Annotated in this window: 15 protein-coding genes; 6 read left to right on the top strand and 9 right to left on the bottom strand. The window is 46.4% G+C overall.

Annotation, left to right across the window (positions count from 1 at the left end):
* Positions 1 to 82 precede the first annotated feature (82 nt).
* A complete protein-coding gene (locus JGK11_RS29915) occupies positions 83 to 487 on the top strand; it encodes a hypothetical protein (RefSeq protein WP_293214051.1) in 405 nt (134 codons plus the stop codon).
* 322 nt (positions 488 to 809) lie between these two features.
* The gene (locus JGK11_RS29910) at positions 810 to 2,009 is read left to right on the top strand and encodes a glycosyltransferase (protein ID WP_293214049.1); all 1,200 of its coding nucleotides are present in this window, start codon (positions 810 to 812) and stop codon (positions 2,007 to 2,009) included.
* Between the two features lie 158 nt (positions 2,010 to 2,167).
* Here JGK11_RS29910 and JGK11_RS29905 read toward each other — a convergent pair whose 3' ends face one another.
* The 6 genes from JGK11_RS29905 to JGK11_RS29880 form a co-directional block, all read right to left on the bottom strand.
* Positions 2,168 to 3,076, bottom strand: a complete 909-nt coding sequence (locus JGK11_RS29905; RefSeq protein WP_293214047.1) for a MoxR family ATPase — start codon at positions 3,074 to 3,076, stop codon at positions 2,168 to 2,170.
* A gap of 322 nt (positions 3,077 to 3,398) precedes the next feature.
* Positions 3,399 to 4,625, bottom strand: coding sequence for a bifunctional riboflavin kinase/FAD synthetase (locus JGK11_RS29900; protein WP_293174737.1), 1,227 nt, complete (start codon positions 4,623 to 4,625; stop codon positions 3,399 to 3,401).
* A gap of 373 nt (positions 4,626 to 4,998) precedes the next feature.
* Positions 4,999 to 5,922 (bottom strand): MBL fold metallo-hydrolase, encoded by a 924-nt coding sequence (locus JGK11_RS29895; protein ID WP_293174734.1) that lies wholly within the window; start codon positions 5,920 to 5,922, stop codon positions 4,999 to 5,001.
* 263 nt (positions 5,923 to 6,185) lie between these two features.
* Positions 6,186 to 7,421, bottom strand: coding sequence for a transposase (locus JGK11_RS29890; protein ID WP_293174989.1), 1,236 nt, complete (start codon positions 7,419 to 7,421; stop codon positions 6,186 to 6,188).
* A gap of 46 nt (positions 7,422 to 7,467) precedes the next feature.
* Positions 7,468 to 7,611, bottom strand: a complete 144-nt coding sequence (locus JGK11_RS29885; RefSeq protein WP_293174987.1) for a hypothetical protein — start codon at positions 7,609 to 7,611, stop codon at positions 7,468 to 7,470.
* A gap of 333 nt (positions 7,612 to 7,944) precedes the next feature.
* Positions 7,945 to 8,133 (bottom strand): hypothetical protein, encoded by a 189-nt coding sequence (locus JGK11_RS29880; RefSeq protein ID WP_293174731.1) that lies wholly within the window; start codon positions 8,131 to 8,133, stop codon positions 7,945 to 7,947.
* Positions 8,134 to 8,420: 287 nt separating this feature from the next.
* Here JGK11_RS29880 and JGK11_RS29875 point away from each other — a divergent pair, with 287 nt between their 5' ends.
* Both JGK11_RS29875 and JGK11_RS29870 read left to right on the top strand, forming a co-directional pair.
* A complete protein-coding gene (locus JGK11_RS29875) occupies positions 8,421 to 8,594 on the top strand; it encodes a hypothetical protein (RefSeq protein ID WP_293174728.1) in 174 nt (57 codons plus the stop codon).
* A gap of 211 nt (positions 8,595 to 8,805) precedes the next feature.
* The gene (locus JGK11_RS29870) at positions 8,806 to 9,735 is read left to right on the top strand and encodes a hypothetical protein (RefSeq protein ID WP_293214044.1); all 930 of its coding nucleotides are present in this window, start codon (positions 8,806 to 8,808) and stop codon (positions 9,733 to 9,735) included.
* Here the strand turns inward: JGK11_RS29870 and JGK11_RS29865 are convergent.
* Positions 9,703 to 10,281 carry a hypothetical protein gene (locus tag JGK11_RS29865; protein WP_293214042.1) on the bottom strand — a complete coding sequence of 193 codons (579 nt, stop codon included), beginning with the start codon at positions 10,279 to 10,281 and terminating at the stop codon, positions 9,703 to 9,705. The two genes, JGK11_RS29870 and JGK11_RS29865, sit on opposite strands and share 33 nt — an antisense overlap.
* A gap of 564 nt (positions 10,282 to 10,845) precedes the next feature.
* On the opposite strand from JGK11_RS29865, the gene JGK11_RS29860 reads away from it, so the two are divergent.
* On the top strand, positions 10,846 to 11,745 hold the full coding sequence (locus tag JGK11_RS29860) for an alpha/beta hydrolase (RefSeq protein WP_293174716.1): 900 nt from the start codon (positions 10,846 to 10,848) through the stop codon (positions 11,743 to 11,745).
* A 391-nt stretch (positions 11,746 to 12,136) separates the two neighbouring features.
* Here the strand turns inward: JGK11_RS29860 and JGK11_RS29855 are convergent, their stop codons facing one another.
* Positions 12,137 to 12,664: a DUF4330 domain-containing protein gene (locus JGK11_RS29855; protein ID WP_293174713.1), complete on the bottom strand. Its 528-nt coding sequence runs from the start codon at positions 12,662 to 12,664 to the stop codon at positions 12,137 to 12,139.
* 685 nt (positions 12,665 to 13,349) lie between these two features.
* Here JGK11_RS29855 and JGK11_RS29850 point away from each other — a divergent pair.
* Positions 13,350 to 14,201, top strand: a complete 852-nt coding sequence (locus tag JGK11_RS29850) for a M48 family metallopeptidase (protein WP_293208573.1) — start codon at positions 13,350 to 13,352, stop codon at positions 14,199 to 14,201.
* Between the two features lie 57 nt (positions 14,202 to 14,258).
* Here the strand turns inward: JGK11_RS29850 and JGK11_RS29845 are convergent.
* Positions 14,259 to 14,468 (bottom strand): hypothetical protein (locus JGK11_RS29845; protein ID WP_293208575.1); only part of this gene is annotated, 210 nt, incomplete at its 5' end.

Below are 14,468 nucleotides of genomic sequence, written 5' to 3'. Positions count from 1 at the left end.
CTCTTTAAATAACACTTTGAGTGAGTCTGTAAGTTTCAACATGGCTTCAGTTTAGTTCATTCAGTCCGGGACGATTTATTTTTTGGAAGTCCCTAAGAATAATGAAGAGGCGGCACTTAGTATCAGAGATACTTTTCCTGATTGGGCAGTGACAATGTGTTTTTACTCAGCTTTACACTGCATCGAAGCTTATGCAAAGGTTCAGAAAGTCGATCTTGAAGAAAAATATCAAGGTTCCTCATCGCCACACGATCGCCTGTTTGATTATGTTCGTGACATTGCTGACAGGCGAGATAGAAGCTTGGAGAAGGCTTATAAAAATCTGAAAAATGAAAGTCAAATAGCGCGATACTTAACAGGTATGAAAGCAGGTATAAAAACAAGTATAAAAACTAATTCTCGGTTTCATTATACTAGACATACAAAAATAGATGTCGATCGGTCTTTTGATAATCTACAAATAGTTAAAAAGCTATTAAATCCCTGAGAAAAAGATATAAAACTCAGCTTCTAACTTTCACATACTTGAATTTTAAACAAAATAGGGATAGGCTGGTAAGCTTAAGAAGCAAGAGTTTCTTAAGTGAAAAATCAAACAACTGCCAACTTCCCCTAACGGGGACGGAAACAAACTCTTCCGTAATGCTGAATAACAGTCAGATTCATTCTGATAGTTGCTCAGACTTCCCCGCAAGGGGACTTTAATCATCCACCTAATTGACCCAAACTTTCCCGATCGCCCGATCGCCCTTCACCTCCCATAAGGCTAGACTGGTTTAGAGTTTTACCACAAAAATTTCTCCCCGTTCATGAACATCGCCTACCTAGTCAACCAATACCCCAAAGTCAGCCACAGCTTCGTCCGCAGAGAACTCCTAGCCGTCGAAACTTGCGGCCTCAAAGTCGGGCGTTACTCCATCAGATCCTGCGAATCCGAACTCGTAGACGGCGCAGACAAACAAGAACAAGAATTGACCAAAGTCATCCTAGGAGTTGGCGTACAGGGCTTAGCGTTGGGCTTACTCCGCACTGCCGCAACTAGACCAATTCGATTCCTCGAAGCTTTGCGGTTAATGTTCAAAGTTGGCTTACACTCAGAACGCGGAATTTTGCTGCATCTAGCTTATTTCGCAGAAGCTTGCATTCTTTTAAACTGGTTCGCAGAATCCGGTACCACACACGTTCACGCTCACTTCGGCACAAATTCCACAACTGTTGCAATGTTATGTCGCGTCCTAGGCGGCCCGACTTACAGTTTCACCGTTCACGGCCCCGAAGAATTTGATAAAGCTACACTTCTTTCCTTAGATGAAAAAATTAAACGATCGACCTTTGTAGCAGCAGTCAGTTCCTTCGGCAAAAGTCAGCTATTTCGGTGGTGCGATCGCGCTTATTGGTCAAAAATCAACGTCATACACTGCGGCGTCGATGCAGCATTTTTAGCCGCACCCCACGTCCCCATACCCGCAGCACCCCGCTTAGCCTGCATCGGGAGACTCAGCGAACAAAAAGGTCATTTGTTACTACTAGAAGCCGCCAGCAAGCTAGCTGTTCAAGGCTTGGAGTTTAAATTGGTATTTGTTGGAGACGGGCCGCTGCGAGCTGAAATTGAACAGCAGATTGCACAACTCAATCTGCAAAACTATATAGAAATTACCGGCTGGGCCAGTGGCGATCGAGTTCAGAAAGAGATTTTAGCTTCCCGCGCCATGGTATTGCCGAGTTTTGCTGAAGGTTTACCCGTCGTAATTATGGAAGCCCTCGCTCTCAATCGACCTGTAATTAGCACCTATGTTGCTGGTATCCCGGAGCTCGTAGAACCCGGTGTTTGCGGTTGGTTAGTTCCTCCCGGTTCCGTAGAAGCATTAGCGGTTGCAATGCGTGCGGCATTGGAAGCACCTTTAGAAAAGCTAGAAGAAATGGGGAAAATAGGAGCCGAACGGGTTGCTCAACAACATAATGTTGATCTAGAGGCAAAGAAATTAGTGGCGCTATTTCAGAGTGCTTGAAAATAGTACAAGATGTATTTATTAACTGACATCTTGCACCGTTATTAATTAATTTCTCCAGGACGGGCAGGATGCCCACCATACAGAAAAATTAATTGTTTGTGGAACAGGCATCTTGCCTGTTCCTTCAATTAAAGCGATCGAGGATTTGTAACTTTTTAAGGAATTGGAACAGATTTCAACAACTTATCAACAATCGTCTTCGCCTTCCTTCCCCCCGCCGGAATCAACCGATGAGAAAGTACGTGCGGCGCTAAATCCTTCACATCATCCGGGGTAGCAAAATCCCGCCCTGAAATAAACGCCAACGCTTGAGATGCCCGGTGCAACGCCACCGCACCACGGGGACTCACGCCTAGAGTAATCTCTTCATCCTGGCGAGTCGATCGCACCAAATCCACAATATACTGCTTCAAAGAGCCTTCCACCTGCACCGCAGCGCACAAACGGCGCAATTCCTGCACCTGTTCCAAGGAAATACAAGGCTGCAAATCTTCCACAGCAAAAGTATCAGACAGCCTTTCCAACATTTGCAACTCTTCCGACGCAGCGGGATAGCCCAACGTCAAAGACAAGGTAAACCGATCCATCTGCGCTTCCGGTAGCGGAAAAGTGCCTTGATATTCGATCGGGTTTTGAGTTGCAATCACAAAAAACGGCGCCGGAACATTCCGAGAAACTCCATCTACCGTCACCTGCTTTTCTTCCATCACTTCCAGCAAAGCAGATTGAGTTCGCGGCGTCGCCCGATTGATTTCATCCGCCAACAAAACATTAGCAAAAACTGGGCCCGGCAAAAACTCAAACTTGCCGCTGCTAGGATTCCAAATATTAGTACCAGTGATATCCGTTGGTAACAAATCGGGAGTACACTGAATGCGTTGAAACTTCCCATCGATCGATCGCGCTAAAGACTTCGCTAACAGCGTTTTTCCCACACCAGGCACGTCTTCCAGCAGCGCGTGTCCGCCCGAAAGCACGGCTACAAGTACCAAGCGAATAGCATCCGCTTTACCGACAATTGTCTTGCCTAGATTTTGTTTGAGCCGCTCAATATGTTCTCTCATATCCCTGATTTTTATGTAGAAGGAAGAAGGAAGAAGGAAGAAGGAAGAAGGAAGAAGGAAGCTTTTTAGCCTTCCGCATTTTACCTTAATTACGTTGATTTACTTAATTGCTAATTGCTAGTTGTTAATTGCTTGTTCTTTTATTCTCACTCAGCCTGCGCGGACTTCGTTTTTATACACGCGATTTCAATCGCCCAAGCAAAACTATACACAATGGATTCATAATTAGGACGGGCTAGAAGCCCATCCCACAATTATTTTTCTTGTGGGATGGGCTTCTAGCCCGTCCGAAATTTTGCTTAAAAAAACTTTTGCAAGAGATCTATTCATCATTGGCAGCTAACACCTTTCTAGCAACATCACAATCTGCCTGAATTTGATTTTTGAGAGCATCCAGAGAAGCGAATTTTTGTTCGGGTCGCAAAAATTCTATCAAACTTGCGCTCAAGGTTTGACCGTACAAATCCCCAGACCAATCTAACAGATGAACTTCTACAGTTAGTTGTAGACCGTTTACCGTCGGGCGGCAACCAACATTCATCACCCCATTTATGAATGATAAATCTGATGCTTGGCGCGGAATTAGAGATTGGGGATTTTCCCACTTATAGGCAGAATTTTCATCTTTTTTGATGATTCCGCCTCCATCCTTCACCGAGACTCGCACCGCGTACACGCCAAAACGCGGCAAAAATTTTTCCGGTGGCAGTTCGATATTAGCAGTCGGAAATCCGATCGTCCTACCCAGCCGCTGTCCGCCCACCACAGGCCCGACTAAACTGTAAGGCCGCCCCAGCAACTTATTCGCTTTTGTGAGGTCGCCGGATGCTAAACCTTCGCGGATCGCGGAACTGCTGATTCGATCGCCCTCATCGCAATTGTGCAGGGGTATCAGCGCAACATCAATACCGTAACCCGAGGCGATCGACTGCAAATCTACAGCCGTCCCAGCACGTCCGCGTCCGAACCGAAAATCCACCCCCACACTAATACGACTCGCTTGCAGTTGCCGCACCAGAATTTCCTCGACAAACTCAGCAGCAGTCAATGCTGCCAATTCTCGATCGAACGGCAGCAGCACAAGTTGCTCGACACCCATTGCTGCGAGCAATTCTACCTTTTCTGCCAGAGGTGTCAGCAGTTTTTTGGGTTGACCTGTAAAAAATTCTTGCGGGTGGGGATTGAATGTCACCACAGTACCGTAAAGCCGATCGCCCGCAGCATCATCGCGACCAGAGAGGCTGTTGCCCTCGGCCCGGGGGTGCGCCACGATCGCACCATTGAAATTCAGGGCGCTGCGGGCTGTTTCCGGCAGTGCTGCTGAGTCGTTTTCCCAGCTTGCCGGATGTTCGCCTTCCAAATTTTGATCTCTGCCAGCGTTTGGGCGCAAGTTTTGCCCCGACGCAGAAACCGTCGCAGAAGTTAGCCCCGGCGATCGATTTAAAATTGGCTGCACGACTTGTTGATGCCCTAGGTGCAAACCATCAAAGTTTCCCAAGGCAACAGAAGTTGGAGTCAGAGCAGCGGTTGAAGAAGAAGTTATCCACACGCTTAAGATTTTGCCATACTTAGCCAGATTGCGATCGCCAGTCGATTTTAGATTTTAGATTTTAGATTTTAGATTTGACTCCACAGAATCGATACTGGGAGTTAGAACTTCGATCTAAACTTTTTGGTTCTCTACGACTTAAGCCGGGGCTTGTATCCGTCTTTGAGTCAGGTCAGCCCTCACTTAAATTTTAGATTTCAGACCTCAAGATTTACCATAAAGAATTGGTTGAAAGCCTCTCTCTTTGAGGGAGAAATAAAAATCAGACTATTCATTACTCCCATCCTCTTCCTTGTAGATGCCGCTCTCAAACTGTCAACTGTCAACTGTCAACTGTCAACTGTTTAAGAACCATCTGGCAATCTCAAATCCATCACGCAGGCACTTTAGGGGCTTCCACCGACCCTTCAGACGACCCTTCAGACAAATCCTTGTTTTGAGGAGGCAGCAACTGTAACGACAAACCTTCCCGCGCCATCAAACTGTTCGGGAACCTTTGAGCCACTTGCTCTCCCACCTTGTCTAAAAACTCGTCATTGTGCAGCGGATCGTGGTGAAAAATCACCAACTTTTTGACATTAGCAGCCTTTGCCACCTTCACCGCTTCCTGCCAAGTCGAATGTCCCCAGCCAACCCTGCTAGACTTTTCCGAATAATACTCATCATCCGTATAAGTAGCATCATAGATCAGCACCTCAGCATCGCGAGCCAAATACAGCACATTTTCGTCCAAACGATCGGGAAAATGTTCAGTATCAGTCACGTAAGCAGCCGCATAACCCCGCCAGTTGACGCGGTAGCCGATCGCTTCACCGGGGTGGTTCAACAAAGCTGTTTCCACCTTAATCTCTCCGATTTCCATGGGTTCACCCACTTCTATATCGTTAAATTTCAGATCTGCCCCCATAATTTGCAGGGGCACCGGAAAATTAGGGTGGAGCATCTGGTCGTTGAGTCGCTGCTGGATAGTAGCTTGATTAGGAGTAGGAGCAACGGCCCCATAGATGTGAAAACAATTGCCTTTAATAAAAGCTGGGACAAAAAATGGGAATCCTTGAATGTGATCCCAGTGAGTGTGAGTAAAAAACATATGAGCTTCTACGGGCATCTGCGACAGGAGAGTTTGTCCCAAAACCCGCAACCCAGTACCGCCATCGAAAATTAGGCGGCTGTCACCCACTCGCATTTCTATACAGGGCGTGTTGCCCCCGTAACGTACTGTTTCAGCTCCGGGAGACGCTATACTACCTCTAACGCCCCAAAAGTGAACCGTAAATTGGTTTTGCATACTAGACATGGGTTTTCCTGCAAGATTGTTCCGGCGAGCCATCGATAAGGTGTTTACATAATATTAGTAAGGCTTTTACCATCAAACCCAAGCTTTTTGACGGTCTAGTTTCCCACTTGTTGGAAGTGCCAAGAGTCTCGCTTCCCAGAAAATGCAAAACTGTTGGGCTTGATAACTGAGGAATAAATTACAAGGTGGACTGATGAAGTCTCGATCGTAACTATTCTTTTCTCTCTTCACTAGCGTAACCGATACTTTTTTGCTAACATTCGTCAACAAATACATAGGCTGAGATGTTCTCTCAACCAAGGTGTATCAACCGATGCCCGCAAGAAAATCCCGCGAGCACCATTTAGATCCCTGTTCATGCAGCGTCCATCTCGGTCTCTAATAACACGAGAACCGCCAATCTTCTTGACTTCTCCAGTCCAAGAAACTGTCTTTGATGTATAAGCTTCGTTGATGTCAGTCAGGGCTACCTTACCTGACTCCCAAGCTTTCCATTCAAGATGTTTCTTGAACTGATAATGAGATAAAGTCAGCATCTGACGCACGGTTTTAGAGCGAATTTTGCGACGTGACTTGCTAACCATCTTTGAAGATTCAAATGATGGCAATAAGATGACATCGAAATTATCAACTAAGAATTTAGCAGTCTTGTCGTGCAACTCTTTAACCATGTGTTGAACCTTGGACTTCAACCTGTCAGCAGCCTTTTTAAATCTTTTCTTCTGCGCGCTAGGAGATGCGCTCATTTTTGAGATTAACCTGTCTAGCTTGAAGCACAGTTTTTGGATTTGAAGATTGGAGTCATTGCCGAGATATCCGTAAGAACTCTCGGAAATAAAAGTCATGAACGTGCGAACACCGGGATCTAAGGCAACCACGCGACCTTGGTTGTCGGTCTGACGCGGCTGCACTTCTTCGGAGACAATTAGATAATACTCGCCATAGGCAAGCATTAGCCGTCCGTCACTGAAATCCTTGGGTAATGCCTCTTTCAGCTTTGACCGACCCAATATTGTGTGATAGATGCCACAATCTTTGATTGCAGATTTAGGGATGTAAATAGATTGCTTTGTATCCTTGCGACTGCGGAATTTACAGCGACGCACTTGTCCGTCTTTTTTGAAGTCTGCTTTGGCTTTTTTGACGGCTTGACAGGCGTCTTTAATTGCAATTGATTTAATTTGAAATGGAACCGATGACGCCCAGTCAGGTAATGAGTTGAGAATCCCTGTCTTGATCGTTAGCCAGTTGGCTTTGGTTCCCGGCTCCTGTAAGTATTTAATTGTTGCATTAAATACGAATCGGGAAACACCGAACCATCTTTTCAACAGAGCTTTTTGTTCAGGGCTGGGGAATATTCGGATCTTTCTTGATTTTCTGGCTGTAGCTCCTGAGGCCGTGCATTCGGCAACGGTAGCCGTGAAGGATGGCAAGAAAATCGGCTGTGAGTTCGGTTTCAGGGCAGTGAAAAGGGTTTGAGAGAACCAGGAGTTCTCCACCGTTTTGCTTGACCATAAACTCGAATAGCTCAAATCCGAATCTGCTTTAGATGTCTCTACAGGCAACAACAATCTTGAGCTGATCTGTGCGCATAACTCTGACCAGTAGGGCTTGCAGTCCTTTTCTCTTAAAGTTGAGTCCAGAGCCGATGCCTTGGAGGATTTCAGCTTCTGGATATCGTTCTCGCATAAATTCAACTTGCCTAGCAAGGTCGTCTCGCTGTTTGGTTGAACTGACGCGACATTCGCAAATAGTTCCCACGACAATTGCACCGCGCTGGTATGACTCAACATCGTAGAGTCTTTGTCCTGCTTCGTTTTTGATGCTTTTGATCTTGCCTTCATCGGAGAACTTCCTGATATGTGTTTGCGTGCAAGCCCAGAAATTTGACTCATGAGTCTGAGTGGTATATATGCCATTCACTCAATCTAGGCGGTTTGTTACCAAATGTTAACATTCGTTAGAAAACTATATACTGTTGATTTACCCCATCTCAAGTGAAGTTTCTTTCCAGAGGATTATTTAACGGGCGATGCCGCCGTCCTTGGAACTTTTGCCGTCCGATTCCGAGTGACTGGAACTTTTGCCCGATCGCTCCCTAAAATAAAAAGGAAATCCTCTGCGGTCGTACTCGATCGAGGTCGTACCGAGGAATGGGATTCGGTCGTGCCAATTTAATGCCCTACCTGAAAAAATTATAGCTGATGGCAACGCATCTGTTTGCTGGCAACGCTCGACTCCTACTCAGCTTTTGTTCTAGTTTGGGAGGGCGATCGACATTTTCTTCAAAAATCTTAGCCAATGAGGCTGGTTTGAAACGCTGCACAGCTTGACAGCGAGCTGGACGGACCGCCGTAGGTGTCGGCCACAGCATCCAAAAAGTATGATTTGATTCATGGCAGAAGCATTTCTCAACTGTAGGCCTCCGATCCCAACCACGATCGCAATCAGTGATTCTACCCAATTTTTCAATTATTTAATCTAAAATCGGAAATGGTATGACACCGGGCGTAGCGAGATCCCAGACTGTTGGCAAAAGGCTATATTTTCGTCGCGCAGTTCTCGGCGGGCGAATTCCAGCACTCAAAATACCCGAAATTTCTGAAATTGTCAATTTTTGTGTTTTTTGCCGGCACCCAACTCCGATCGCCTTTGAACTCAAAAGTCAGTGAGAAATATTCGTGCGTTACCTGTTGTGCTTTTCCCAACTATCTTCAATCAGTCTTTTGCGAGTAATAAGTTCTCGGAATTTGACTCATCTGTGGCACTCACCACAAGTTGATATTTCTGGTATTCTAAAGTCTCACACTCTTGTTTGGAAAAAATCAAAATCTGTACAAAAGACGCCTAAATAACTTAAAGTTATTTGTAAAAAAAGTAACTATGAATCAATTTAAAAAAACTACAACTAAGCTGAATCAAACCGTAACGAAAGAGTCCGATCGCACTTTGCAACTAGGTCAGCTTCCTTTGAGCGAGATCTCCTTAGAAATGACTGAGGCCGGAGCTTTGAGGACATTTAGCAGTCTAGACGATCGCCCGCAGGAAACCCCAGCCAGAGCCGAAAAAAGACGCCGGAGGGTGGATGGCAAGAACAATCGAGCTCGATCGCCTGTGGTTTCTAGCGCCTTTCTCAAGTGGCTGCTACCGCGTTTGAGTCGATCGAAAGGTGGGTTGGCGGCTTTCACCCTGGCAGCAGTTTGGGGGTGGTGGAACAGTCAGTTATTGCTTTCGACAGGGTTGGGGATCGCAGCGATGATGCTGGTTTACCGAGGGCAGTCCGGGGAATGGCAATTGCTGCGATCGAAAGCCGAGCAATTTTGGCAGAGCCCGAACCGCCGGTTGGTTTTAGCAGTAGGCGCCGGCGGGATTGCTACCTTGGGTGCTTACATGAGTTTGGCGATTTGGGCGGACTCTGAGAGCCACTGGATGGCTTTGAGCCTGATTTTGCAGAATTTTGGCACGATCGCGATTGCAGGGCTGTTGCTGCGCCAAGCGCTGAGTCTGGGATCCTCAAAAGATGAAGATGAAGCAGCGCTCGATCGGATCTTGGGAGATTTGACTGATGCTGACCCTGTGAAGCGTTTGATTGCAGTGCGGCAAATGACCGATTTGGTGAATCAGGGTGGGTTTAACCGCGTGACTTCTGTCAAAAGTTGGAGCGCCCGTTCCCGGGCTGCCGAGTGCTTTCGCCTGATGTTGAGTCGGGAACCCGAGGCTATAGTCCGCAATGCCATTCTTGAAGGTTTGCAGACTTGGGACGATACTTATGGCATGGTTTCACAGACCAAAAATAAAGTCATCGACTATTAGCTGACCGTCAAAAGCATAAAATGTAATGCGATGAATATTTGGGGCTTTGACGCGCAGGGGTGTGTTAGGCGCGATCGGAGAATTAGACCCTGCCAGATTGGGCGCCGGCATTTCATCTTGAACGATCGGGTTACCGTCGATGTCGCAAGCAGATAAAACCGTTCGCCGCGAACTGGTGACAAGTCCTGCTACGCTGCGAACTGGATACTTGAAACTTACTTCTATTAGTCCGCTTTTTGGGGCACCCATTAACACTGTTGAGCCAGAAACCGTTAGGAATGCTGGGTTTGAAGGTTGGATGGCGACGGCATTGCTAAAAGTCACTCCCCAATGGGCAAACTGGTTGTCTACTACTTCAAAGCATTTCAATTCTTCTAAAGCTAGGCGAACCATTCCCGGTGCGCTGACGCGCGATCGCACATCTAACCCTGAACCCGATCGTTCTGGAGTGGCGACAAATGTCTGTTTGCCGTTTAAATCCATGCTTCGACAGGCAGTATCAAACTCTGCAAACCCGTCAGCTAGAAGACTTTTTGCATCAACCATAAAACCCTCGCGATCCCGTTTCCTAAGCAGTTGCATTTTTTATACCTCCCTGATATTAGTTGTTTCTTGTGTTTTGGAATTGATAGCGGCGAGGCTCGTGATTTCATTGCCTGCAATCAGAGGTATGGAAAACCCATCGCCCGCCTTTTAACAGAAACCTTCGACATTAAAAGCCACTGCTCCGTAAAATATGGTAATTAATTATTTGCGATCGGCTCTCGGGTGTAAACCTGCCGCGATTAAAAGCTAGATCTGATACCGCTGCTTTCCGAGTGCCTGCTTTCGGAGTCGGCGAACCGACTTGATTGTGTTGAGGGGTCTTACCCATCATTTTGTTATTATCTCCGATCGCAAGTAGTTTGCAACGGTGAGGATAACTGCACAACCTGAGCGCGCAGATCGCAAAACTTAGTTGCTGTGTGTAGTTTCAGGCTTCACTTGTACTAAAATAGATTGAAATCAATACTGAATCTTTACAAAAACGGCGCCAGCTTTGCAATCTTTTTAAATAAAGACGAGGCGACCCGCGAAACTCTACAATCTCACAGCGATTGAGGCTTATTTATGCTTGTTCCTCTCGGCTTCGGTCAGCGATCGATCGTGACTTCTCTCGGCAGAATGGTATATTACACTGCTGAAAAAATGCCTTGGATCGGATTGCCGAACTCAAATTCGGAAAATAAACCGAACTTAGTATTTTTTCACGGCTTTGGGGGCGGGTCAAGTGCCTACGAATGGTCGAAAGTTTATCCGGCTTTTGCAGCGGAATATCGAGTCTTAGCACCGGATTTAATCGGTTGGGGGCGATCGGAACATCCCCAAAAAAATTATCAGGTCGAAGATTATATCACATCTCTGATCCAATTTATCGAAAAAACTTGCGGAAGTCCTACGGATGTGATAGCTTCTTCGCTGACAGGGGCGATCGCGATTCGAGCTGCGATCGCCCGCCCGGATCTGTTCAAATCGCTGATTTTGACGATTCCCAGCGGTTTGTCAGACTTCGGACAAGATTACGGCAGCAGTTTCTTTGCTAAACTCGTCAACACTCCAATTTTAGACCGCTTGCTCTACAGTACGGGCATTGCCACAGATGGCGGCATTCGCAGCTTTTTAGAAGAGCGCCAATTTGCCGATTCCCGTCGAGTCTACCAAGAAATTGTCGATGCTTATCTGCAATCTGCTTTGGAACCAAATGCAGAATATGCAGCCTTGTCTTTTGTGCGGGGAGATTTGTGTTTTGATTTGTCACTTTATATCACTCAGCTAACAACACCGACTGCGATTATTTGGGGTGAAAAATCTCAGTTTACTAGCCCCGAGATTGGCCAGCGGTTGGCTAATCTCAACCCGGATGCAATTAAGGTTTTTCAAACTCTGGAAAATGTGGGTTTGACTCCGCAGTTGGAAGTTCCGGCTGTGACTATTGGTTTAATTCGGCAGTATTTAAGGTTGTTTTCTTAAGAGTAAAGAAGTTCGGCAACCAATTCTGTAACGGATTTGACGGATGTCACGGATAGAGGTTCCAAGTTCGAGGAAAGAAGAAGGTCTGCTCGTGTCTGGGACGCAACTGTCAAAATTAATCAAGGTACGTAGTTGGGCTTGAGCCTCCTTTAAATATATGTGTAAAGAGGGCTGAAGCCCAACTACGTACCTATTTGACTGTCAACTGACTATTCTTTGACTCGCACGTTGATGACGCTGGCGTTGAAATCGAAGCAGGGTAGTTTTATTGTCGGGAGATGAAAGCATCGCTCAAAATTAATCAAGGTACGTAGTTGGGCTTTAGCCCTCTTTAAATATATGTGTAAAGAGGGCTGAAGCCCAACTACGTACCTATTTGACTGTCAACTGACTATTCTTTGACTCGCACGTCGATGACGCTGGCGTTGAAAATGTATTTTTTGCCTTCAAGTTCGAGAGTAGTTCCGATTTTGACTTTCATATTTCCTAAAACCGGGCCGTTTTCAGTAATTTGACCTTTCCCCTCTAGAGTAAATCTCATATTTCTGCTGAAAGATTCTTCTTCTCTAGGATCTGGGACAGCTTTTAAGGTGCCGTTGGGCTGAGGAACTGCGAGGGTTCTAGTTATGGTTTTTACCTCTTTGATTGTAATCTGACCAGAGGGCTGGTTGCGGATTACTACGTTGATTTTATCGCCGGCTTTGAATAACTCTTGAAAGTTTGTGCCTTTGAGTCCGATCGCAATTGCATCCATTTCTACGGTTTTGACGCTGGCGCCGCCGACTTGGGCGACGGAACCGCCGGAAGTACCGGGAAAGAAGAAGATGCCGACTGCAACTAGCAGCACAATCATTGCTGCACCTACGTCTAGAATGCTGAGTTTGCCGAACAACCGGCCTTGAGAATCCAAAATTTTCATAAATCGCTTACTTAATTCACTGACAGCGACAGGAGTATCTGTACAAGCCAAAAGATATTACCACAACGATCGCCCAAAATCCGCAGGACTTGGAGAGTGGGGGATGGGAAGAGGGGGAGATGGGGAGAGGGGAGAGTGGTTAAAATTTAGGAACAAGTTAAAATAGCAACTAAGTAGCGTTATATTTCGTCTGCCGATTTAGTGACTTTTTGAGTTTTTCCTAAAAAAAAAGACCGGGCGGTTGAAACCGCGTCTATACAAACAAAACCTGCCTCCGCAGGTTGAAGAAGCGACGGTTGAAATTACATTATTTTCTTGAGTCTCGCGTTTCGCGGACGGGTGCATCTGGCGCAAGGAAGAGGGCGAAGCATGACCGCATATAAGTTATTAGTTATAATCTCCTATTTTCTGCGGTCATGCTTCGCCCCTACGAATATATTCGCCTTGCACAGGTCGCTGCACCCTAGCGGACTTTGTTTTTGTAGATTCGGTTTCAACCGACATCTTATCTCCTTCTTCCTTCTTCCTTCTTCCTTCTTCCTTCTTCCTTCTTCCTTCTTCCTTCTTCCTTCCTTCTTCCTTCTTCCTTCTTCCTTCTTCCTTCTTCCTTCTTCCTTCTTCCTTCTTCCTTCTTCCTTCTTCCTTCTTCCTTCTTCCTTCTTCCTTCTTCTAGGGCGTATAAATCATGTTAAAAGGTTTTTGGTTGACTTGTCGGCGTAGTTGTGGCCGGGGGATTTATCTATTTCTGTCGGTGATTGTGGCTGCGGGTATCTGCGTGATTTCCCCACAACCGACTCAAGCATTTTCTTTGCCGGAACTGATTTTGCGGGGGATTCAAGTTATTCAATTGTCGAATATGTCCGATCGCCAGGAGGTGACTGTTGGCCGACAAATCAATCAGCAGTTGACGAGTAGGGAGTTTAAGATCGATCGCGATCGGGCTACTACAGCATACATCAACCGCATCGGTCAGCGGCTGGCCCAAGAAAGCGATCGCCCGGATATTCCTTATACTTTTCAGGTGATTGATGATAACAATATTAATGCTTTTGCGACGATGGGCGGTTTTGTTTATGTGAATAAGGGTTTGATGGCGGCGGCGGATAATGAGGCGGAATTAGCAAGCGTGATCGCGCACGAAATCGGGCATATTAGTGCTCGCCATTCGATTAAGCAAATGCGTCAAATGGCGATCGCATCTGGTGTTGCTTCGGCGACTGGGCTGGATGGTTCTAAGGCGGTACAGATTGGGGTGGAGTTGGCTTTGCGTCGCCCTCACAGCCGTCAAGCTGAGTATGAGGCGGATCAGTTGGGTTTGCAAACTATGGGGCGATCGGGCTACGCTCAATCTGGGATGGTTGATTTTATGAAGAAGTTGCTAAATAAGCCTTCTCCACCAAGTATTTTGAGCACTCACCCGGCGACTAGCGATCGAATTGCTGCGATTTCCCAGGCTATTGATCCGGATCTGGCTAGCGGTGAGGGTTTGAATAATGCGGCTTATAAGCTGGAAATGCGTCGGTTGTTGCGATCGTAGTTTTTGGTAGGGTGGGTGAGTTGCGTTGAAGTGCGATCGAACCCAAGCTGACGCATTCTATACAACCCATTTGAGATCTATTTTGCGTAAATCTGAGAAACCGGGTTTCTTTCTATATGTCTCGTCACCCAACCGAAAAACTCGTAGAAACCCGGTTTCTTGGCCCTTGCCTAAATCTGAGAAACCGGGTTTCTTTCTATATTTCTCGTCACCCAACCGAAAAACTCGTAGAAACCCGGTTTCTTGCCATGAGCCTAAATCTGAGAA

The sequence above is a fragment of the Microcoleus sp. PH2017_34_RAT_O_A genome (genome assembly GCF_020737885.1).
In the GTDB taxonomy this organism is placed as follows: Bacteria; Cyanobacteriota; Cyanobacteriia; order Cyanobacteriales; family Microcoleaceae; genus Microcoleus.
The sequence above is the reverse complement of the archived record's forward strand: the minus strand, read 5'-3'. Positions and strand labels throughout refer to the sequence as shown.